The sequence below is a fragment of the Bacillus sp. AFS055030 genome, from assembly GCF_002574545.1.
Lineage (GTDB): Bacteria > Bacillota > Bacilli > Bacillales > Bacillaceae_G > Gottfriedia.
Window position 1 is genome coordinate 108,154 of record NZ_NUGT01000006.1, and the last position, 21,511, is coordinate 129,664.

The following is a 21,511-nucleotide window of genomic DNA, read 5'->3' on the forward strand; positions in this document are numbered from 1 at the left end:
AAAATATACACTATGATTTTATACCTATTAACCGTCATAAAACGTATGACATATTATTCATTTTTAAAAATCATAAATTATATTAATCTAGGATTGTAATCTACTGTCGAAAATAAATTTAATACCATCAGGTGGCTCCTTGCAATTCGACATGCCGTAAAGTTTATCCAACAAAAACCTTTCAATTTCCACTATCCCATGATGGAATGCAGATGAATATTGTAGTATTTTGTAAGTTTTGCACTTCTTTTAGCGAATGCCTTCTCATATGAAAATGATTTTGTATAATAGCATTACATACATCGTGAGTCCTAGACATAATTCCCTATTCTTGAACAAAGTTGGTGACTAAATTGCTGCTTCATGTTATAGAGAAAAAACGGGCCCGAATGGTTTACTATGCGGGACGATATGGCTTTACGAACAAGAAAACAGTTTTATGTAGCCAGGAATTGGACAGGCTAATGAATATGATTTCGACCTTTACCTCTTCTAAAAGGAGAGCTTAATAGCTAGCTCGCGATTAGTTTATTCTAATTGCAGCTAGTATTTTTTTTGTAATAGTAAAAAGATATTTCTTCCCTTTTTATTTTCCTTTACCCCTTTTCTTCCTATTTATAAAAATTAATACTTCTTAACAATACATAGTCTACAATCACGTTTTAGGTTAAATGGCCATATAATACATAATCATAAAAAGAACAAAGGGTGTACAGTCATGCCTGCTTATGTTGGAGTAATTAATATCGTCAGTATCGGTAGTAGCGCTGTAGTTAACGTGGGTGATGCATATAATATCATACCTAAAAGTAGTGCTCAAACGTACGCCGGTGCTGGTTCGTTTAATACAGGTGATAATGTAACAGTTTATAACAATAAAAGTATTTCAAATGTATATGATCAAGACCAAGTTGATCAGCCAATGGTTGGAAACATGTAAAGGAGGGTGTCGTTTGAATATATATATACATCAAACAATTATTATTAATCAGCTAAAAACTGGTGGGATCGTAAACTCATCTGTTTTTCAAATCGGAACAACAGGAAATATAAATGCAAGAACGGTAACGAATAATACTGGAGATTATTTAGAACCAGCACCGCCAATTACTGAACCAGGTCAAATCGTTCAAACCTCGCAAGAAACATAAATTTATTCCTGTAGCAAATTGAAAGCGAGGGAATTCTATGAATCAACTAGAATTAAGACAGACCCAAATTGAGCAATTACTATATGAGCAGTCCAAAATAATTGAACAATTAAAAGCTAAAGTAGTTCAGCTTGAGGCTACTGTTCTTGAACTTTCTCAAAGACCTGAGACAAAAATTGATAAAATTGAATATAAATTTGACCAATTAAAAGTAGAAAATTTAAACGGCACGTTAACAATAGGTCTGAATCCACTTCAAGCACCTACATTTGATGATTTAACAGTCGAAAATCAACAAATAGATATTAAACCTGACAATAATATGAAAGCACTAAAATCATATATAGAAGAAAGAATCCACTTCCATTTAAAAGAAGAGGCATTAGAAACCATCCTCCAATTAGAAACAGATCTAAGAGTTGCTGTAGATGATTATTATCGTCAAATGATGATCGATGATATACGAAATCAAATGGATATAAGGATTCCTTACTATATTGACTTATATAGAAATAAACCAAACTTTGCTGATAACCCTCTACAATATTCTGAAGAAATCGTTTTACACATGTTAAGAGATATTCGAACTGCCTATAGTGCCTTTTTACAAAACTTACCACATAATATTGGAAAGGAGAATAAAGGATGAATTTAAATGTAACAAATTGCAATTTACAAGTAGATGAAATAAAATTTACAGCCATTTCATCATCTTCCTTATTCTTAGTTGGAGATGCTCATAATATTTCACTATCTTCTATATTTGACACACCACCAGAATCATTAATTATTGGACCATTTGTACCTTTATCTGTAAGTTAATGTTTAAAATTGATCCAAGATTTCGTTTAGCCTCCGTAGAAAGATATGATGTAAATACAGTACTATTTTCAAGCATTTTACAGTTTGGGGATACATTTTCAGTCAATGCAGAGTCAAATGCTCTCGCGCTTCATGAAGAGGGAAATATGTTTGTTGATGTAAACAAAGATGTTTTTGAATATTATCCACTTTTTAAAGTCATTCCAACACATCTTCCATATGTTCCTAATGTAAACTTAAACCGAGTAAATCTTAATCCCACAATCCAAGTTGGTTCAATTAATTATAATGGTATAAGCTCAGCCGGTGTTTCGATTATTGGTTCTGTTCATAATGCTTTAATGTTATCTAGAGTACATCAAATACGACATTTTACCACAACAACACCTACTATACATTATCAAACTCCAGGCACTAGTCATGCTCAACCTACTTTTTCTCAGCTATTACAGCCAATGATGGCACAGCCTATGCAATCCGTTCAACCATCTTCGTCTGTCATAACGCCACACACAATAGTACCAGTAGCACCTGTAGCACCAAGTGTGCCTTCAGTACCTGTAGTAGTAACAAGACAAAATAAAGAAACATCAGAAACAAATAGAAACGATTAAGAAAGGAGGTTATTTCATGCCAACATTTCTTGGTGCAATTGTGATCACAAGCAACGAAGGAAATATTAATACAGGAGATCTTAATAATATCTCACCAAAAACGCAAACAAAATCATATTTCGGCTCAGGCTCAGGTAATACTGGGTTTATACCAGCAACAATAAGTGGAGCAAGTGCAACGAATACTTTAGATGCTGATGTAGTTGATCAAAATGAAGTTGCGACTCTATAATACACAAAAAAGCGATGCATTAAGCATCGCTTTTTCTATAACTTTACGATATGACCCCCATCGAAAAAGTATAGATACTTAGCTTTAACTAATTTATCCATACCTGCTTCAATTGCCTTTGAATAAAGATCGAGTTGAACCCCGTATCTTCTAACAGCTTCTTGCTTCAATGCTTCCCTTGTTGCAAATGCACTAGTTCGGTCAGTTTTATAATCTAGTAATATAACCTCGTCTCCATCAATTAAAAGTAAATCAATAATCCCTTGGATTAATATAACTTCCTCTTCGTCTTCCCAATCTTTATATATTTCTTTTGAAGATACACCATAACTAAATGGTACTTCGCGCAGCTTTTGATTTGAGTTTTTCACTAATTGACCTAGCTCTGACTGACAGAATTCAAAAATCTCCAAGCTATTTACAGCTTCCCCTTGCTCTTTCGTTATTAACTCTTTAACAACCATACTATTTATCTGATTTATAATTTCTTCATGAGATGAAACAAATTGATAGTCTAAATTTTGCATAACAGCATGGGTCGCAGTTCCTTTTTCAGCTGAATTCAATTTTTGTTCTGACATAAATTTTGGTCTTTCAAGTGGAAAACCTTTTGTTTTAGTCGCTGTAAATCTTTGACTATATGGATCTTCCTCTTGCAATTTTCTTTTTAATTCAGTAACTGATTGTTTCGGTCGATGTAGAGTTGATTGTCTATGATGATATTGCCAGTTTAATTGGTACTCAAGTTTTTCATAAAGCTCATCATTGTTAATTTGAATCGGTTCCTTTGACTGAAAAGCGTGGAATACTTCGACTTTATTATTTTCTACTTCCTCAGCTTCGAATGATTGAATTGTAGAAGCATCGACAATTGAATAATTCCAACGACACGGGTAAAACTGAATTTCATTTTTTGCATGCCACAAATCATCTTCAAGTCTAATAGCATTACTAGAATCGTGACGAATAATCGAAGGACCAATCCAATCAAGATAGCTTTTAGCTCCACTAATAACGTTTAATGGCAGAAGCCACTCTTTATGATTTTCAATTTCCTTCCAGCTTTCAATCATTTTTTGGGCATCATTTACTTTACCTACTAAAATAAGCTTTTCTCTTGCACGAGTTAATGCAACATAAAGAATTCGTAACTCCTCGGAAATTAACTCTTCATGTTCCTTTCGCTTGATTGTTTCCTTCAAAAGAGTTGAATTAGTTGTACGATACGTAGGGTGAACAAAATTCATACCAAGACCTAATTCTTTTTGTAAAATGAATTTGGCCCTTAAATCTTGCATATTAAATTGCTTTGATGTATTCACGACAAACACTACAGGAAACTCTAATCCCTTACTTTTGTGGATTGTCATCATTTGAACAACATTTTCTTGATCACTTAAAATACGAACCTCATCTAGCTTTTCATCTCTTTCTTGCATACGATCTAAAAATCTTAAAAACTGAAATAGACTTCTATAGTTTGATTCTTCTAATGCTTTTGCACGATCAAATATCGTAATTAAATTCGCTTGCCTTTGTTTACCACCCGGTAACCCTCCGACAAAATCATAGTATGTAGATTCTTTTAAAACCTTCCAAATAAAGATTGAAAGTGTCTCCCTTTTAACAAGTCGTTTCCATTCCTTTATTTGTTCAAAGAAATTTACTAATTTAATTGTAAGCTGTTTATGACGGTTTTCATAATTATTTACATAATCTTGACATGCATCGTAAAAAGAACCATTTTTATGATTAAGTCTAATCATCGTTAATTCCGGTTCTGAAAGTCCAACAATCGGAGAACGTAAGACTGATGCAAGCGGAATATCTTGAATGGTATTATCGATTAGCTTTAATAAATTTATAAAGACGACCACTTCAATTGTTTCAAATAAATCCTTTGATTTCTCTGCATATAGCGGGATACCTAACACTTTACATTCTTCTATATACAAATCAGCATTCGATAATGAACGAGCTAAAATAGCGATATCATTATATTTTACCGGTCGCATTTCTCCAGACTTTTCAGTTACTAAATATTCACTTTCAACTAAATCCTTTATTCTTCTTGCTACGTACCTTGCTTCAATTTGTTCAAGCTTTTCTTCAACAAGATCATCGTCTTCTTGTTCACTATACTCAGGTTCATTTTCTTCTTCATCCGAATTCGTTAATAAGATTAATTCAGCAGCGCAGTCTGAGTATTCAGGATAGCTCGCACCAAGCTTTAGCATCGCATCTTCATCGTACTCAATTCCACCAATTTCTCTTCCCATAATTTGTTGAAAAATAAAATTGGTTGCATCTAATACTTCCGCTCTACTTCTAAAGTTTTTAGATAAATCGATTCTCAAGCCAGTTCTTTCATTTTTCTCTTTTTCATATAAATTGTATTTATTTATAAATAGCTGTGGTTCTGCTAATCGAAAGCGATAAATCGATTGTTTAACATCCCCAACCATAAAAAGATTACCAGAAGCTCCTGTGCCTTTTGTGATTAATCTTAAAATCGATTCTTGTACATAGTTCGTATCTTGGTATTCATCAACTAGCACTTCACTAAATTTTTCTTGGTAAACTCTTGCAACTGAAGAAGGGACTAATAAATCTTTTTCGTTTTTTTCCTTTAAAATTTCAAGTGCATAATGTTCTAAATCATTGAAATCTAAAATTCCATTTTCCATTTTTGCCTGTTTAAATAACACGATAAATCGATTAACAAGACCAATTAACTTTTCAACTAAAGGCTTTAATTCACTTATTTGTTTTAATTGAATGTCAATACTTCGACTAAAATACTTATCTCTTATCTCATCAATCTTCTTTTTAACATCTTTACGGAAATTCGCTACTAATTCCTTTTTCTGTTGATCTCCCTCTGTCTTTTTAATAGTTGGCAATCGATTAAATACTATTTTTTGTAGTCCGACATTTATTTCTTCCCATGATTTTTCTGAAGCATGAAATAAACATTCTAAATTACTATATTCCTCTTTAAACACATCAGCATACTTTATTGGGCCATCAGAACTTTCAATTATATCCAAAGCTTGTTTATATGTGTTTATACAAGCAATCAAATCATCTTGAATAAATTTCTTAAGCTCTTGAATAAATGGAATCTCATCAACCGGTTTACCCTCAATAGTATATTGATGAATGAATGCATTTAAAAACTCACTTGGATTCGGGTTAGAAATTGCATGACGATAGAGCTTTAATATTAATTTTGGTAGATCATTATCATCACGATCACTAGTATATCGATCAACTAAATCAAAGAAGACTAGATTCGTTTCATCACTATATTCTGACTCCATCAACTCTTCTAACACTTCATCCATTAATAATTGAATCTCAATTTCTTCTGCAGTTCGGAAGTTTGGATCTAATTCTACCATATAATAATTTGATCGAATGACTTCAGTACAAAATGAATGAATAGTTGAGATTGAAGCCTTATTTAATAAAGATGCTTGTTTCCTTAAATGTTCAGATTCAGGATTATTTACAAGTTGTTTCTCTAATGCAATCCCGATCCTTTCTTTCATTTCCTGGGCACTTGCTTTTGTAAAAGTAACAACAAGTAATTCATCAACATTTATGGGATTTTCATCACGAATGATTTTTTGGATAATACGTTCAACAAGGACAGCCGTCTTGCCCGAACCAGCGGCAGCGGCTACAAGAATATCGGAGCCTTCGAAATCGATCGCCTTTTGCTGGTCGACTGTCCATGTTGTTTTACTTTGGTTATTTTCTTCTTTACTCATGCTTATTCACCACCTCGATCATTTTTTGTAACGCTTCGCTATCTTCTAAAGGAGGTAGAACACGATATTCATTTCCTTTTACATTCGCATCAAATTGACATACTGATTGGTACGAGCAATATGTACAAGGAATTTTATCCTTTTGCTGATATGGATTTGCTTCTACAAAACCTTTGTATATTTGCTGACCAGCTTCAGTAAATTTTTGCTTTATAAAATCCGTCATCATTGGATATTGTTCAGGCTTTACCGTTTTTGAATATTTCGCCATGTACTCCCCGGTTTTTTTAAGCCTAATCGGTACTATTTTTGAAGAGCTTCCATCTTGAAGTAATGCTTCATCCATTAACGAATTACTTTCTCGATCTTCTAATAGTAATCCATTCATTTTAAACTTTTTAAAGATTTCATCCTGAATTTCATCGAGTTCGATATTATTTTTAACGTTAACAATCGGATTTTGAACATGGAAATAAAGAATACCAGCTGGGTCAGCCTGTTTTCCAAGTAAAGTTGTTGAATTTGCTACAGCTATATCCAAATAAGTTAATAACTGTAAAGCAAGTCCATAGTAAACATCTGAAAGTTTTAATTCCTTTTTCGTCGATTTATAATCCAAAATTCGTAAATAATCGCCTTTTTCACTAGTTGCTTTATCAATTCGGTCAATTCGGCCATTTAAAATCATTCTTCTCTTCCCATCAATCGGAAGTTCATAAGAATTTAACTTTTTACCAATACCAAATGGCACCTCTAAAGCAACAGGAACGAATTTGCCTGCCTGCTCTTGTTGACTTAAAATTGAGGATACTTTCGCAATAACATCCTTCATTTTTTTCTTTAAAAACAGATATCGATTCGTACTTAGCAAAATCTCACGTTGAAACTTTGGAGAGATTTCATCTATTACTTTTGCTGCTAGTTCATCACATTCATTACTTGTTAAACTACTCCAGCTTTTTCCGGCCTGTAAAAGATTCTCTCCAATAATTGTAAGGGCACTATGGAATAATTGACCCATATCAAATGATTCAAACTTATAAATTTCACGTTCTTGAAGCTTAAGACCATATCGTGCAAAATGGGCATATGCGCATTGATGGAAAAGCTCAATTCGTGATACCGACCCACTCAATTCTTCCCCATATAATTCTGTACTTAAATCATCCCCAAGATTTTTCGCAACATTGTTATACATGACACTACTAATCACTTTATACAATTTATCTTTTGAATCAATATTTTCTCTTAAGACATTATAAAGCGTCCACCATAAATCCATATTCGTTTCAGTTTCCCTATTCGACCAAACTTGAAGTTGAGACACTAAATTCGTTAACGCTGTACCATAATTTGTAATAGATTTTAACTGTTCTTCGACGGAACTAAATGTTAAGTCTCCACTTTCGAATTGTTGTTGAATAGTTGGGAAAATCGATTTTATCCTTTGGATCAAACTTGATGGAGCAAGACTTTTCCCATCATCACTTGCTAGTGGATAACTAATGATTAACGCGTGACTAGCTCGATTAATCCCGGTATAGATATTAAAATTTTCTACAAATAATTGATGCTTACTTGTTGGTGCTACTTCTACACCAAACGATTGTAAAAACTCCCGGGCAGTATCGCCTAATAATCCGTCCTCATTAGCCTTCCTTGGAATAACCCCTTCATTTACACCAATGACATAAGCACACTTTACATTTTGTAATCTTGAATGATCGAAATCAGCTATGTTTACTTGATCTAATGATGCAGGGACATTCGCAAATTGCAGTGATTGAAAACCAGTTTGAAGAATTTCAAAAAATGTTTTACGTGACAGTTTTTCTTCTCCTATTAATTCAACGCACTCATCTAAAAGTTGAATAAACCCTTTCCAAACTTGCTCGTGATCTTTTGATTCAATTAAGTTAGATCGATTTTCAGCATCATCCTTTAAACGTTGCAGCTTTCTTGAAATATCCAGTGATTCAACAAATTCATACAATGCTACACACATTTCTTTTACATTTCTTGCTTGCTTTAGACTAGCTTGAAATGTAAGAATTGGCTTTACTAATAAATCTCTTATTGAATTGATTAATGCCTCAAATTCTAACTCTTCGTTTGTTATCCCTCTATCAATACCATCAGTTGAGCGATACTTACGATACTTCCACGGCTCTTGTATCGTCCACCTTTTCCCTTGCTTACCATATGCTATACAGTAATTCTCAAATAACTCGAGCTGTTCTCGATTCTTATCACGATTACTTTCAAATGGATAAACTAATTCCGTTTTATATGCATTGAAAACTGATTCATATCTCCAATTTCTTTGAATGATATCGAAAGTAGCTTGTAAGAACGTAAATAATGGATGTGTTAACATTGAACGCTTTTCTTCTATGAAAATAGGTATTTGATACGCATGGAAAATAGTCGATATCAAATGTGAATAGGAATCTCCATTTCTTAAGAAAATCGCTATATCACGATATCGGTATCCTTGATCACGTACTTTATTCATAATATCTTTTGCAATCCCATTAACTTCAGCCCGTCGATTAGATGCCGACATAATCTTAATCCCACCCGAATCATACGAAGGATTTACAGGTCTGTTATCAAAATTCGTTTCGAAATACTTCAAATCATTTGATTGATTTCTAAAGTTATGATGACAAATAACAGGTTGCTTTATTGATTGCTTTGTATTTAAAGCAATCTCTTTAATTTGTTGATATAGAAGCGCTGGTTTATAAAATAAATATAATTCATGCGGTAAAAAATCATCATATGGCCGATCGATTGTTAGAGAGAAATTTACCTCACTACAATTTTTCATTAGCTCCTCAATTACATTTCGCTCTTGAGGTGCCAAATCATAATATCCATCAATATAAATAATACTGTCTTTAATATAATCACTTTTAGGTAATTCTTGAATCAACAAATTTAAGTAGTCTTCTGAGTCAAGATACTTATCTTTCATATATGTATTAAAGGCATCAAACACTATTTGAATATCATTTATCTTTTGTTGGATAAAAATATGATCCTTTGATGAATTTTGTTCCATTTGTAAAATAACAGAAGATAATTCCTCTGAGGAAACTTGAAAACCTTTAAACTCAGCAATAAGCCCTGTTAGTTCATTATAAAATCCTTGTCGATCAGCTACGTGATGAAAAACTTTCAATTCTTCTTTCTTTTCTTCAATAATCTTTCTTAGAATCATAGAAATTCCAATTTCACCAATATGAATCCGACTGATTCCGCCTGTTTCTTGTAAAACCTTCCAAGCTAATCGAGTAAAACTAAAAACTTGGGAATTAATAATTGCTTTTTTTTCCTGCCTTTTAACTAATTCATATTCCATCTGAAAGGTCATTTGGTCAGGTACAATAAAGATGATATTTTTTGTTTCATTCTTTAATCTATTTGTAATTTCATTTAAAATGTGATGTGTTTTTCCGCTTCCTGCACGTCCTAATATAAATTGAAACATCTTAGAATCCCTCCTTATGTAGTAGAATATTAGTTATTATAAAAAGTGTACCTAATAAGAAAAGCCCCCATAAGGAGCTTATTTGTTAAAATTCGTATTCAAACTTGAAAGTGGCCAATAAAGTAAATCAACCTTCCCTACAATTTTATCAATTTTTACAAATCCAAACAAACGACTGTCATAACTTTTTGGTCGATTGTCCCCCTCAACAAAAACATAACCAGGTGGCACTTTCGTTTTACCAGTCACTTCATTTAAATTAAAATCAGCTGTAAAAGGTGTTCCTTTTATTGAACTCTTGTAATCATCTAGATATGGTTCATTCCATTTTTTATTGTTTATATAAAGCTGATCATCTTTATATTCAATTGAATCTCCAGGTAAACCAATCACTCGTTTAACATAATCTTCATCCTTATTTGCATGAAATACAATGACGTCAAATCTGTTAATATCTCCAATTTCATAGCCAAACTTATTAATAACTAGTAAGTTTCCATCCTTTAAAGTTGGCATCATTGATTCCCCATCAACTACATAGGTAGAAAACAAGAAAGTTCTAACGATAAAAGCAATTGCAATCCCAATAAAAATTGCTTTTCCCCAGTCAAATACTTCTTTTCTAAGCATAAAGATGCTCTCTCCCTTCATGAGTAATATGCTTTATTGCTCATCAGATGATCGAGACACAATCTTTTTCTCTGTTGTTTTTTCTTTGAGGTCCATACGTTTCTCAATCACTTTTCCAACAACCCACAACACGGATATAAATATACCTATGTACAATGCTTTAATCGGATTTTGAAAAACTGAAGTTAAATCTTTCCCTAAATAACTAATCATCGCAATCATCGTAAACTTTCCGAGTACTAATGCGATTAGAAATTGTTTTATTTTAATACGTGACAAACCAGCAACAATATTTATTAAAAAAGATGGTGAAAACGGAAATGCAAACATAATAAAAATCGGACCAAATCCTCTTTTTTCAATCCACCCTATTGATGATTCTACCTTCTTATGCTTACTTACAAATGAAAAAAATCGTTTCTGACCAAATTTTCTAACAACATAGAATAATAAAATGGAACCTAAGCAAGAACCAATCCATGAATATAAAAAACCTAATAAAGGACCAAAAGCTGCTGCATTAGCAAATACAAAAATAACCAAAGGTAACACTGGACAAATTGCTTCAATAAAAGGGATTGAAATTCCAACTAATGGACCATAATCTTTGTACTGTTGAATGAGATGTAAAAAATGTTCTTCTGTAAAAAAAGCCTTTAAGTCAAAAACGTTCATTTAAATATGAATCTCCCCTTAAGCCGTATTTCTAAATAGATATCCTTACTGTTAACATTATCACATATAACTATTTATTCAATAATAATAAATGATTCTAACAAGTATTTTTTGTAATAATTTGACTGATGATCATATAAATATTTTTTTACTAATTTGCTCCTAATAATGCTTAATGTAATTCTAATACACTATTTTTAAAATAGATAAAAAAACTACTTCACTTAATGGAAAAAGGAGATTTTCAATGCGTTGAAATAGGATTTGTTAATTTAATAAGTACTTCTTAGTCTGTTTTTTGTAAGTCTTTCAATGCGTATTTCATTTAATAAACATAGAATTGAAACGCTTAGAAACAACTAAAAGCAGGAACGGTTTTAGTTAGTCCTCCTATCAATTAATTCAAGGTAGTTTTCTTCAAAAACTAATTAAATCTACTCTATTAACTAATAAAATAGTACATTTTAAATTAAAGTGATGCTAGTCCAAACACTCTCTTCTTGTTTTGAATTTAATATATTATCTTTAATAAAAAGGAGAGATAGGAATGTCTAGTAAAAATACTGAATTACTAGTAAATGGTGGATTTGAGTCAGGAGTTTTAGCTCCATGGACAGTTGTATTTGGAACTGCAGCTGTTTCAAATGCAAAACGACAGTTCGAAGGAAACTTTGTAGCAGTTATGGATCCTAATTCGGCTATACGCCAAGTAGTTAGTAAAGGATTAGAAGAAGAAATCGTATACCGATTAACTGGTTCACTCGCTGATGATAATACTACTTCTGGAATAGATTCTCCAGAAAATCCAACAACAGTTGTCACATTACAATTCATAGATAAAAATGGAACTGTTCTACAAACTTTTACAAAAACATTTAATAGATTAACGCTACCTGAAATGAATGAAGGGAACTATAGAGTCTTTAATCTATTGGCACAAGCACCTGAGCATACTAAAGGAGCGATTGTTACAATTACTATAGGCGCTGATGGATTTTTTGGCACAGAAGGAATAATTGTAGATGAATTTTCTCTAATTCAAGAAAATGACGACTAAGGATAAATTGTAAAATGGTATGAATTGTTTGTATTTCATTCCAGTAAAAAAGAATTGTATTTGAGACCCAATTTGCTACTCCATTAAAATCAATTTGGCACAAAAAATTAAGACAGGTTGATATAGATTAATCTTAAGAAGGAAGTCCTATGCCTATATGGAACAGGGCTTTCTAAATTGGTCAAAAACGTATGAATGATCTCCCTTGATCAACTGATATGAACGAAACTGTCAACTCACCATTCCCAATTCCAACAACAATAATATCTTTTGAAACGTCTAAAACAATAATTTTTTGACCATCCTTCATAATACACGGCTCCTTTTGTTTGTAGCTCTACATTTGGTTTTGGTAGACTTTTTTGATTACTACCATTCTTGCCAAGTGCAACCTACGAAAAGCAAAATGGAGCCGTTTCGTTCATTATAACTAATCTGGCATTATGTTGAATTAGAAATAACAAATAATCCTACTTATTAAGAATTTAATGGATTAAATTTCGGAATTTCTCAATACTCTCTTCCTTTACCTAATTTTCAATTAATCACTATAAAAAAACTACTTCACTAATCGTTAAGTAGTCAAAACTTAATCTTTCACATTTATTTTTCGTGTATTGATATTCCTTTTATATATGAAGTAATTTCGTTATCAGGGATTAGTTTATAAGATTTCTGTTGGATATTTTCAGGATTGAGCCGATCCTCATAAATAGCCCTTAAATGTGCAGTTCGGTATAATTGGTTTTCAAATGAGCCTCGGGATATTTCTAATGGAAGTTCAACACCATTCATAAATACAACTACTGATCGATTATATTTACCGCCTCTGAAATTAGCAACATGATTGTAGGAGATCCAAGAACATTCTACTTTTAATGAAGATGAAGTGGGGAAAAAGAAAATTTGATTCATTGAGCTGATCGCTATTGGTGGTTTATGAGTGATGGAAATCATTTGTTTAGTTCCTTCGCGCCTTCCCCGGTAACTACTTCCGAAATAAGCACAGCTTCTTTCAATAATTTCAATCGGTTTCATTAAAACATAAAAATTATCATCTGTTTCATATACCTTTGAAATCACTACTAAATCGACCGTAAATTCTGGAATGATTGCCATTGTTGATTTATTAATCTCGTACTCATTTAATACTTTTACTTGTCCTTTCACATGATTCATCCTTACAACTCCTTCTGTTAGTAGTATTGAAATGTTAAATTTTGTTGGCTATTAGCAGTCTCTCAAACAATTAAAATTAAAGGCCAACAATTAAATTTAACAAGATCAGAAAAAAATTTTTTTAACATGAAGTATAGTAGCAACATTGATGTTAGAGAAATAATATCACAAATCTTTATTTATAAAATCATTTTTTGAATACTTTAACAAAAGTGTCATTGTTTACTAAATTTTAGGAAATAGCCAATAGAAAAACCACCTTTCTCATATTTGAAAAAAGTGGTTTTTTACTAAATTATTTAGATGAAAATTGTTGTTCTTCGGTAGAGCCTTTTAAAGCAGTTGTTGAAGAAGTTCCTCCAGTAATTACTTGAGCTACTTGATCAAAATATCCTGTTCCAACTTCGCGTTGGTGTCTTGTTGCAGTATAGCCATATTTTTCACTTGCAAATTCAGCTTGTTGAAGTTCAGAATATGCTCCCATTCCACGATCTTTGTAGTTTCTAGCTAATTCAAACATGCCAAAGTTTAATGCATGGAAACCAGCAAGGGTAACAAATTGGAATTTATAACCCATTGCTGCAATTTGCTGTTGGAATGTCTCGATTGTTTCGTCATCTAGTTTCTTCTTCCAGTTAAATGAAGGTGAGCAGTTATAAGCTAGTAATTTACCTGGGAATTTTGCATGAATTGCATCTGCAAAACGTTTTGCATCTTCTAAGTTTGGCTCTGACGTCTCACACCAAACTAAGTCTGCATACGGTGCATAAGCAAGCCCACGAGCAATTGCTTGATCTAACCCAGCTTTTGTACGATAAAAGCCTTCTGGTGTTCTTTCACCTGTAATAAATTGTTTGTCGACTGGATCAATATCACTTGTAATTAAGTCTGCTGCATCAGCATCAGTTCTTGCAACAATAAGGGTAGGCACACCCATTACATCCGCTGCTAAACGAGCAGAGATTAAGTTACGAACCGCCGTTTGTGTTGGTAATAATACTTTCCCACCTAAATGGCCACATTTTTTCTCCGAAGACAATTGATCTTCAAAATGTACACCTGCCGCCCCTGCTTCGATCATACTTTTCATTAATTCAAATACATTTAATTGTCCACCGAAGCCAGCCTCTGCATCTGCCATAATCGGTGCGAAGTAGTCGATTTCTTCTCCACCTTCTACATATTGAATTTGATCTGCACGTTGAAAAGCCTGATTAATTCGTTTTACAACTGCAGGTACAGAATTTGCCGGATACAAGCTTTGATCTGGATACATCTGACCTGAAAGATTCGCATCAGCAGCTACTTGCCAACCACTTAAATAAATAGCCTTCAAACCTGCTTTAACTTGTTGAATTGCCTGATTTCCAGTTAATGCTCCTAGTGCATTAACATAGCTTTCTTCGTTTAAAAGCTTCCATAATTTTTCCGCGCCTTTTTTCGCCAATGTGTGTTCAACATCAATTGATCCTCTTAATTTAATGACATCTTCAGCAGTGTATGTTCTTGTAATACCATTCCATCTAGAATCAAGCTCCCAGCTTTCTTGTAATTCAGCAATACGCTTTTCACGATTTTTCGTCATATTCATTTCCTCCTAATATTATAAAAAGTTATATCCTTTTAAAGTCAGAAAGTCAGTAAATTCATCGTTGCTAATTAACTCATCAAATAATTCAATTGCTTCTTTAAATCGTTTTGCTTCGAATTGTTCTTTCCCCATTTCTAGTTGGAGCTTCATCATTTCTTCATTTTTTAATGAATCCACTAATTGTAAAGTTATGTTTGTACCATCCTCTAAAACACCTTTTTCATGACGCACCCATTGCCAAATTTGCGCACGCGAAATTTCAGCAGTGGCAGCATCTTCCATTAAGTTGTATAATGGCACCGCGCCTCGACCACTTATCCATGCCTCAATATATTGGATCGCAACTGTTATATTCGTTCTGAGACCTTGTTCAGTAATAACACCACTAGGAATCTCTAAAAGATCCGCTTCAGTTACATTAACATCCTCACGCTTTCTATGAATCTGGTTAGGTGTAGGCATAAATCGATTAAACTGTTCAAGAGCTACAGCTACTAAACCAGGATGGGCTACCCAGGTTCCATCGTGTCCATCCTTTGCTTCACGCTCTTTATCTTTCCTTACCTTTTCAAACGCAATTTCATTTCTCTCTTTATCATCTTTAATTGGAATTTGTGCTGCCATTCCTCCAATTGCTGGAGCATTTCTACGATGACAAGTTTGAATAACTTTTTGAGAATAAGAACGCATAAAAGGTACTTCCATCGTCACAACAGATCGATCAGGTAAAATAATTGATTTGTCGTATCGCATCATTTTTATAAAGCTAAAAATATAATCCCATCTACCGCAATTAAACCCTGCTGAATGATCCTTTAATTCATAAAGTATTTCATCCATTTCAAATGAAGCAGCAATTGTTTCGATTAATACAGTTGCTTTAATCGTTCCAATAGGTATATTCAATTCATTTTGAGCAAATAAAAAAACATCATTCCATAATCTTGCTTCTAAATAACTTTCCATTTTTGGTAAATAAAAATAAGGTCCTGAGCCGTTTTTAATTGCTTGTTTCGCATTATGAAAGAAATAAAGTCCAAAATCTACTAAACTACCAGACATGTTTTCACCATTTACGGTGATATGTTTTTCTTCTAAGTGCCAGCCTCTTGGTCGAACTAATAGTACAGCTGGCTTCTCTTTTAACTTATATGTTTTTCCATTTGAATGAAGTGAAATTGTTCGATTCACAGCATCTCTTAAATTAACTTGACCCGAAATGATATTTTCCCAAGTTGGAGAAGTAGCATCTTCAAAATCAGCCATGAAAACAAACGCATCAGAGTTCAATGCATTAATAATCATTTTTCGATCAACTGGTCCTGTTATCTCTACTCTTCGATCTTGTAAATCCGCTGGAATAGGTGCAATTGTCCATTCACTTTCCCGAATATGTTTTGTTTCCTCTAAAAATTGGAGCTTCCCCCCATTTTGCAATAAGCGCATTCTTTCTTTTCTGTTTAATAACAGCTGCTGTCTACGTTCATCAAATTTCAGATGTAATTGCTCTAAGAAACTTAATGCTTCAGTCGTAAGAATGTCAGTTGAACCCTCTACATGATTACCTAGAACTTTGATTTTTGAAAGCTCAGTTGTCATATGATCCCTCCATTCAGTTATATAACAGATATTGTTTACTTATGTTATTATATAACAGTATATTCGGATTTGATATTAAATTCTGAAAATATTTTCAAAAGAATTTTCGACAGCTCAACTTTTTAAAGAATAAACGTTATTTCACTTAAATAAAAAACACCCTTAATAGGTGTTTTTAGACGAGTGTCCATCATCTATTTCAAATGGAGGAATAAAAAAAGCTTGTAGATATTGGATAAAACCAATCACTCTACAAGCTAATACATCAGTGAAATTATTTGTTATTTCTTTTTTCAGCCGCCTCTAAATACTTCATTCTTTCCAACATACTCGGATGATCATATCTGAATAATTTTACTAAAAATGGTGGATTTACTTGAGACAAACTGTTTTTGGATAATTTTTGAAACGCTATAATTCCTGCCTCTGAATTATTTGTTAGCTTAACTGCATATAAATCTGCTCTTTTTTCGGCACTTCTTGAAAATGCATTTGATACTGGATCAGAAATGAAGCCCACAATTCCACTAATGATCAAAAATAAGGTTAGGATGACGGCAAATTTTTCGCTTGAATGACTACTCCTACTCTTTGATCGTACATACCTCATTAATAAATGAATAATATACAGACCGACTAAACTACCTGCTAGCATACCAAACATTGATTTATAGATATCTTTGTGGACGTAATGTGACATTTCATGAGCCATAATGAACATAATTTCATCTTCAGTTAGCCCTTTAAGAGTTGTATCCCATAATACAATTCTAGCGTTTTTACCTATACCTGTAACATAGGCATTATAAGTAGTTGTCTTAGTAGACATATTTACTTCATATACCCGATGTGCAGGAATATTTGCTTCTTTCGCAAGTGTAATAATTTTCTTTTCTAAAGTTTTATCTTTTAACGGGTAAAAATCATTATATAATGGATCAATTACTACAGGCTGAATAAATGTTAAGAAAATCGTAAAAGGAATACTTAATAGCCATGCAGTTAACCACCATTTCTTTGGCTGTTTTTTGATTAATAAATACACAACATACATCACAAAAAACATCATGGCAAAATTTATCCAAAAACCAATCATTTCATCCTTCATCCACGCATTAAATGTTTGAACAGACAATCCGTATTTCGTCGATAATTTATATCGATAAAAATCAATTGGAAATGTAACGATATATGTAACGATCGAGACAAAGAAGAAATATAAAAAAACTTGTATGAACTTAAATCTAGTCAACTTAGATAATGAGTTACCTAATCTTTCAATTGAGCCACTTAATAATAAAAGTGATAATACAATCCAATCAATCGGTAAGGTAATAAAGTAAAGAACATTTTTTAATGTGCTATAACTAGAGCTTAAATTAGCTTCTTTATGATTCATAAAAGTATGTGGATCTACAAATGTTCCCTTATATTTTGAAGGTAGGTCGGAAGTTGTAAAAACATAAAAATATAACAGGACTAAAATGATATAAACGAGATAACCAATACAAATGAATTTGGTTAATTTAGATTTGGTTTCTTTCCTCATAAAATCTCCCCCCATTCTATATTATCAACTTTGTCCAATTTTTTAGAACAGCAACCTATTATTTTTGTTAAATACTTTAGTTGAATTAAGATTACTCCTAAATAATGATATAAAAAATAAAACCACGACTAGTAGATCGTAGTTTGGAATTTTTTTCTTTCAATCTCATATATTTTCTTCATTTTTTGCTCTGTTTAAGAAGAAAGACCACATTGATTTATCTGTATCCTCTTCTGGAGTTAATTCGTCCCACTTTTTAATTCCAAATACTTCTTCAAAGTAACTGCAATTAACTATAACTAACTAAAAACTTATTAACTATTATTATTTTATAAATAAGGATTTATACCTCTAAATAATTGAGTACAAATTTCTATCTAAAACTACTGACAATACAGGGCTTCACTATTCTTAAACTAAAAAAGTACAACCTTATTCGGGTTGTACTTCTATTACCTCAATTTATTGTGTAACTGAATCTTTTAAAGCTCTTCTAAGTATTTTACCAGTTGCATTTTTTGGTAGCTCTGGAATGAATTCTATTGATCTTGGTACTTTATATTTGGCTAAGTGTGCCTTGCAATATTCAGCCAAAGTTTCCACACTTAATGAAGGATTTTTTGAAACAACATAAGCTTTTACACTTTCTCCAAAGTTTTCATCTGGTAACCCGATCACCGCACATTCAACAACATCTGGATGATTATATATTACCTCTTCTACCTCACGAGGGTATACATTATAGCCGCCAACAAGAATCAATTCTTTTTTACGATCGACAATATAGAAATAACCATCTTCGTCTTTTCTTGCTAAGTCACCAGTATATAACCAACCATCACGAATCGTCATTGCTGTTTCTTCTGGCATATTATAATAGCCCTTCATAATATTAGGCCCGCGGGCAATTAATTCACCTACTACACCTACTGGAACTTCTTCACCAAGTTCATTCACTACTTTATTTTCTACATTGCTAATATTTGTTCCAATTGACCCTGGTTTTCTTGGACGGTCTAATGGATTAAAAGTCGTTACTGGTGAAGCTTCTGACAATCCATAGCCTTCCGAAATAATTACGTTAAATTTCTTCTCAAAATTCTCTAAAAGTGCAACTGGCAATGATGAACCACCCGAAATGCAAAGTCGGATTGATTCAAAGTCTTCAGTCTTACCTTCAGGGTATTGATATAAGAAATTATACATTGTAGGCACACCTGCAAATACAGTTGCTTTGTATGTACGAATAATATCAAATATTTCTTTTGGGCTAAATTTAGGCACTAAAATAACAGTAGCTCCATACATTAAAGGTGCATTTAAAGCTACCGTTAAACAAAATACATGGAAAGCAGGTAAGGTTGCAATTACCTTTTCTGTACTTGAAAAGCCTAAGAAGTGTCCAGCATCCATGGCATTTGAATATAGGTTTTTATGCGTTAACATAGCTCCTTTTGGTTTTCCTGTTGTACCAGAAGTATATAAAATGACTGCTAAATCATCATCATGTAATTTAGGTCCTTTGAAATCTAGATTTCCAAGTCCAACTACATTTGTAAACGATTTCAATTTATTGTTCTCAAATTCATAAGGATTTTCTTGTTTTGTTTCACAAATAATGAAGTGTTCAATATTAGGAAGAATCGGTGAAGCTTTTTCTACTAGTGGAAGAAATAAGTCTAAGGTGATTACTGCTTTTGCGTCGCCGTTTGTTAATATGTATACTAATTCATCTGGTGCATATAGAGGATTTACCGGTATGACAGCCGCTCCAACCTTCAACGCACCGTATAGCGCTATAATAAAATGGGGAGAATTACCAACAACTAGGGCTACTTTATCTCCCTTTTCAATCCCTAGTTTTGAGAGGCCACTGGCAAATTTCGTAATATAAGTTTCTAGTGTTGAGTATGAAAATGTTTGCCCTTCAAAGATAATAGCAGAATGTTCTGGATGTCCCAAAGCTGATTGTGACAGTGTTTCAACTAAATTCAAGAAAAATTACCCCCTTTTAAATATAAAAATTTAAAATATTCTAAATATATTATATTGCTAGAAAACAATTCTGACAAGTGAGAAAACTAGCACTTTTTAGACTTCTAATTTTTTCTGCAAACAAAAAAAGAGTAGTTCCCTACTCTTTTTTTAAAATAATAAACTCATAAATTCTTCTTTCGTTACATTACCAAAATAATGGGTAAAATTAACACCATTTAGCTTATTTTCAATCTCTTGTTGATCAAATTTACTGCCAATCAAAAGCTGTTCTATATCAGAGACATCGCCCACCCCAAAGAAATCACCATAAATTTTAACATTCTCAATGAATCCTTTGTTTACATCTAAACGAAGATCAATTGAACCAGCTGTAAATCTTTTACTTTGTTGTATATTACATTTAGGAGATTTTCCAAAATTCCAATCCCAATTTCGGTATCTACTTTCAGCGAGTTCTTGAATATTTTTTAGATCCTCATCTGTCCATTCGTATCGTTCTATTTTCCCATGTTCTTTAAAAATAGATTGTAAAATTAAATCTTTGAATTCTAGGATTGTTAAATCGTCTTTTAAAAACTCCTTAATGTTGGCAACTCTACTTCGGACTGATTTAATTCCTTTCGATTGAATTTTTTCCAGTTTTACATTTAATGCATTAACAACTTCATCTATATCACTATCAAATAACAATGTACCATGGCTAAACATTCTACCTTTTGTTGAAAATTGTGCATTACCCGAAATTTTTCTACCTTCTGCTAAAATATCATTTCTTCCACTTAGTTCAGCATTCACACCGAGTTCTCTTAATGCCTCAATCACTGGCTCGGTAAACTTTCTAAAATTATGAAAGCTGTCACCGTCATCTTTTGTAATAAAACTAAAGTTAAGATTCCCTAAATCATGGTATACCGCTCCACCGCCAGATAATCTTCGAACGACATGGATATGATGATCATTTACATATGATGCATTAATCTCCTCGGCAGTATTTTGATTTTTACCAATAATAATTGATGGTTCATTAATATAAAATAAAAAATATGTATTTTCAGGATTTAGATTTTTTAGCGCATATTCTTCCATCGCTAAATTTAATGTTGGATCTGTTATCCCCCTATTATCTAAAAATAGCATACGTA

The 21,511-nt window shown here is 32.6% G+C and carries 19 protein-coding genes; 8 read left to right on the plus strand and 11 right to left on the minus strand.

Annotated features, from left to right (window positions below; all coding sequences use genetic code 11):
• Positions 1 to 353: 353 nt before the first annotated feature.
• From CN925_RS02225 to CN925_RS02255, 7 genes are all read left to right on the plus strand, one after another.
• A complete protein-coding gene (locus CN925_RS02225; protein ID WP_088012099.1) occupies positions 354 to 509 on the plus strand; it encodes an aspartyl-phosphate phosphatase Spo0E family protein in 156 nt (51 codons plus the stop codon).
• A 209-nt stretch (positions 510 to 718) separates the two neighbouring features.
• Positions 719 to 940, plus strand: a complete 222-nt coding sequence (locus tag CN925_RS02230; RefSeq protein ID WP_098844314.1) for a spore germination protein — start codon at positions 719 to 721, stop codon at positions 938 to 940.
• A gap of 13 nt (positions 941 to 953) precedes the next feature.
• A complete protein-coding gene (locus CN925_RS02235) occupies positions 954 to 1,151 on the plus strand; it encodes a spore germination protein GerPB (RefSeq protein ID WP_098844317.1) in 198 nt (65 codons plus the stop codon).
• Between the two features lie 37 nt (positions 1,152 to 1,188).
• Positions 1,189 to 1,800, plus strand: a complete 612-nt coding sequence (gene gerPC / locus CN925_RS02240) for a spore germination protein GerPC (RefSeq protein WP_098844319.1) — start codon at positions 1,189 to 1,191, stop codon at positions 1,798 to 1,800.
• Positions 1,797 to 1,973 (plus strand): spore gernimation protein GerPD, encoded by a 177-nt coding sequence (locus CN925_RS02245; protein WP_069032956.1) that lies wholly within the window; start codon positions 1,797 to 1,799, stop codon positions 1,971 to 1,973. The genes gerPC and CN925_RS02245 overlap by 4 nt, the downstream gene beginning before the upstream one ends.
• Positions 1,973 to 2,587 (plus strand): spore germination protein GerPE, encoded by a 615-nt coding sequence (locus CN925_RS02250; RefSeq protein ID WP_098844322.1) that lies wholly within the window; start codon positions 1,973 to 1,975, stop codon positions 2,585 to 2,587. The genes CN925_RS02245 and CN925_RS02250 overlap by 1 nt, the downstream gene beginning before the upstream one ends.
• Positions 2,588 to 2,603: 16 nt before the next feature.
• Positions 2,604 to 2,819 carry a spore germination protein gene (locus CN925_RS02255; RefSeq protein WP_098844324.1) on the plus strand — a complete coding sequence of 72 codons (216 nt, stop codon included), beginning with the start codon at positions 2,604 to 2,606 and terminating at the stop codon, positions 2,817 to 2,819.
• Between the two features lie 35 nt (positions 2,820 to 2,854).
• Here the strand turns inward: CN925_RS02255 and addA are convergent, their stop codons facing one another.
• From addA to CN925_RS02275, 4 genes are all read right to left on the minus strand, one after another.
• The gene (gene addA / locus CN925_RS02260; RefSeq protein ID WP_098844327.1) at positions 2,855 to 6,595 is read right to left on the minus strand and encodes a helicase-exonuclease AddAB subunit AddA; all 3,741 of its coding nucleotides are present in this window, start codon (positions 6,593 to 6,595) and stop codon (positions 2,855 to 2,857) included.
• Positions 6,588 to 10,091 (minus strand): helicase-exonuclease AddAB subunit AddB, encoded by a 3,504-nt coding sequence (gene addB / locus CN925_RS02265; RefSeq protein ID WP_098844329.1) that lies wholly within the window; start codon positions 10,089 to 10,091, stop codon positions 6,588 to 6,590. The genes addA and addB overlap by 8 nt, the downstream gene beginning before the upstream one ends.
• Before the next feature lie 78 nt (positions 10,092 to 10,169).
• Positions 10,170 to 10,721: a signal peptidase I gene (gene lepB, locus CN925_RS02270; protein WP_286138238.1), complete on the minus strand. Its 552-nt coding sequence runs from the start codon at positions 10,719 to 10,721 to the stop codon at positions 10,170 to 10,172.
• Positions 10,722 to 10,754: 33 nt separating this feature from the next.
• Entirely contained in the window at positions 10,755 to 11,396 is a 642-nt protein-coding gene (locus CN925_RS02275) for a TVP38/TMEM64 family protein (RefSeq protein WP_098844335.1), read from the minus strand.
• A gap of 547 nt (positions 11,397 to 11,943) precedes the next feature.
• Between CN925_RS02275 and CN925_RS02280 the strand changes: the two genes are divergently transcribed.
• Entirely contained in the window at positions 11,944 to 12,453 is a 510-nt protein-coding gene (locus CN925_RS02280) for a hypothetical protein (protein WP_098844338.1), read from the plus strand.
• Positions 12,454 to 12,634: 181 nt separating this feature from the next.
• Here the strand turns inward: CN925_RS02280 and CN925_RS21500 are convergent, their stop codons facing one another.
• The 7 genes from CN925_RS21500 to lplA form a co-directional block, all read right to left on the minus strand.
• Complete coding sequence (locus CN925_RS21500; protein ID WP_286138239.1) at positions 12,635 to 12,763, minus strand: hypothetical protein; 129 nt, start codon at positions 12,761 to 12,763, stop codon at positions 12,635 to 12,637.
• A 293-nt stretch (positions 12,764 to 13,056) separates the two neighbouring features.
• Entirely contained in the window at positions 13,057 to 13,632 is a 576-nt protein-coding gene (locus CN925_RS02285; protein ID WP_098844341.1) for a competence protein ComK, read from the minus strand.
• Between the two features lie 295 nt (positions 13,633 to 13,927).
• Positions 13,928 to 15,217, minus strand: a complete 1,290-nt coding sequence (aceA, locus tag CN925_RS02290) for an isocitrate lyase (RefSeq protein ID WP_098844344.1) — start codon at positions 15,215 to 15,217, stop codon at positions 13,928 to 13,930.
• 18 nt (positions 15,218 to 15,235) lie between these two features.
• Complete coding sequence (gene aceB, locus CN925_RS02295; RefSeq protein ID WP_098844346.1) at positions 15,236 to 16,822, minus strand: malate synthase A; 1,587 nt, start codon at positions 16,820 to 16,822, stop codon at positions 15,236 to 15,238.
• A 274-nt stretch (positions 16,823 to 17,096) separates the two neighbouring features.
• A complete protein-coding gene (locus CN925_RS02300; RefSeq protein ID WP_098844349.1) occupies positions 17,097 to 18,371 on the minus strand; it encodes a M48 family metallopeptidase in 1,275 nt (424 codons plus the stop codon).
• A gap of 462 nt (positions 18,372 to 18,833) precedes the next feature.
• Positions 18,834 to 20,366 (minus strand): fatty acid--CoA ligase family protein, encoded by a 1,533-nt coding sequence (locus CN925_RS02305; protein ID WP_098844352.1) that lies wholly within the window; start codon positions 20,364 to 20,366, stop codon positions 18,834 to 18,836.
• A 150-nt stretch (positions 20,367 to 20,516) separates the two neighbouring features.
• Positions 20,517 to 21,506, minus strand: coding sequence for a lipoate--protein ligase (gene lplA / locus CN925_RS02310; protein WP_098844355.1), 990 nt, complete (start codon positions 21,504 to 21,506; stop codon positions 20,517 to 20,519).
• Positions 21,507 to 21,511: the final 5 nt, after the last annotated feature.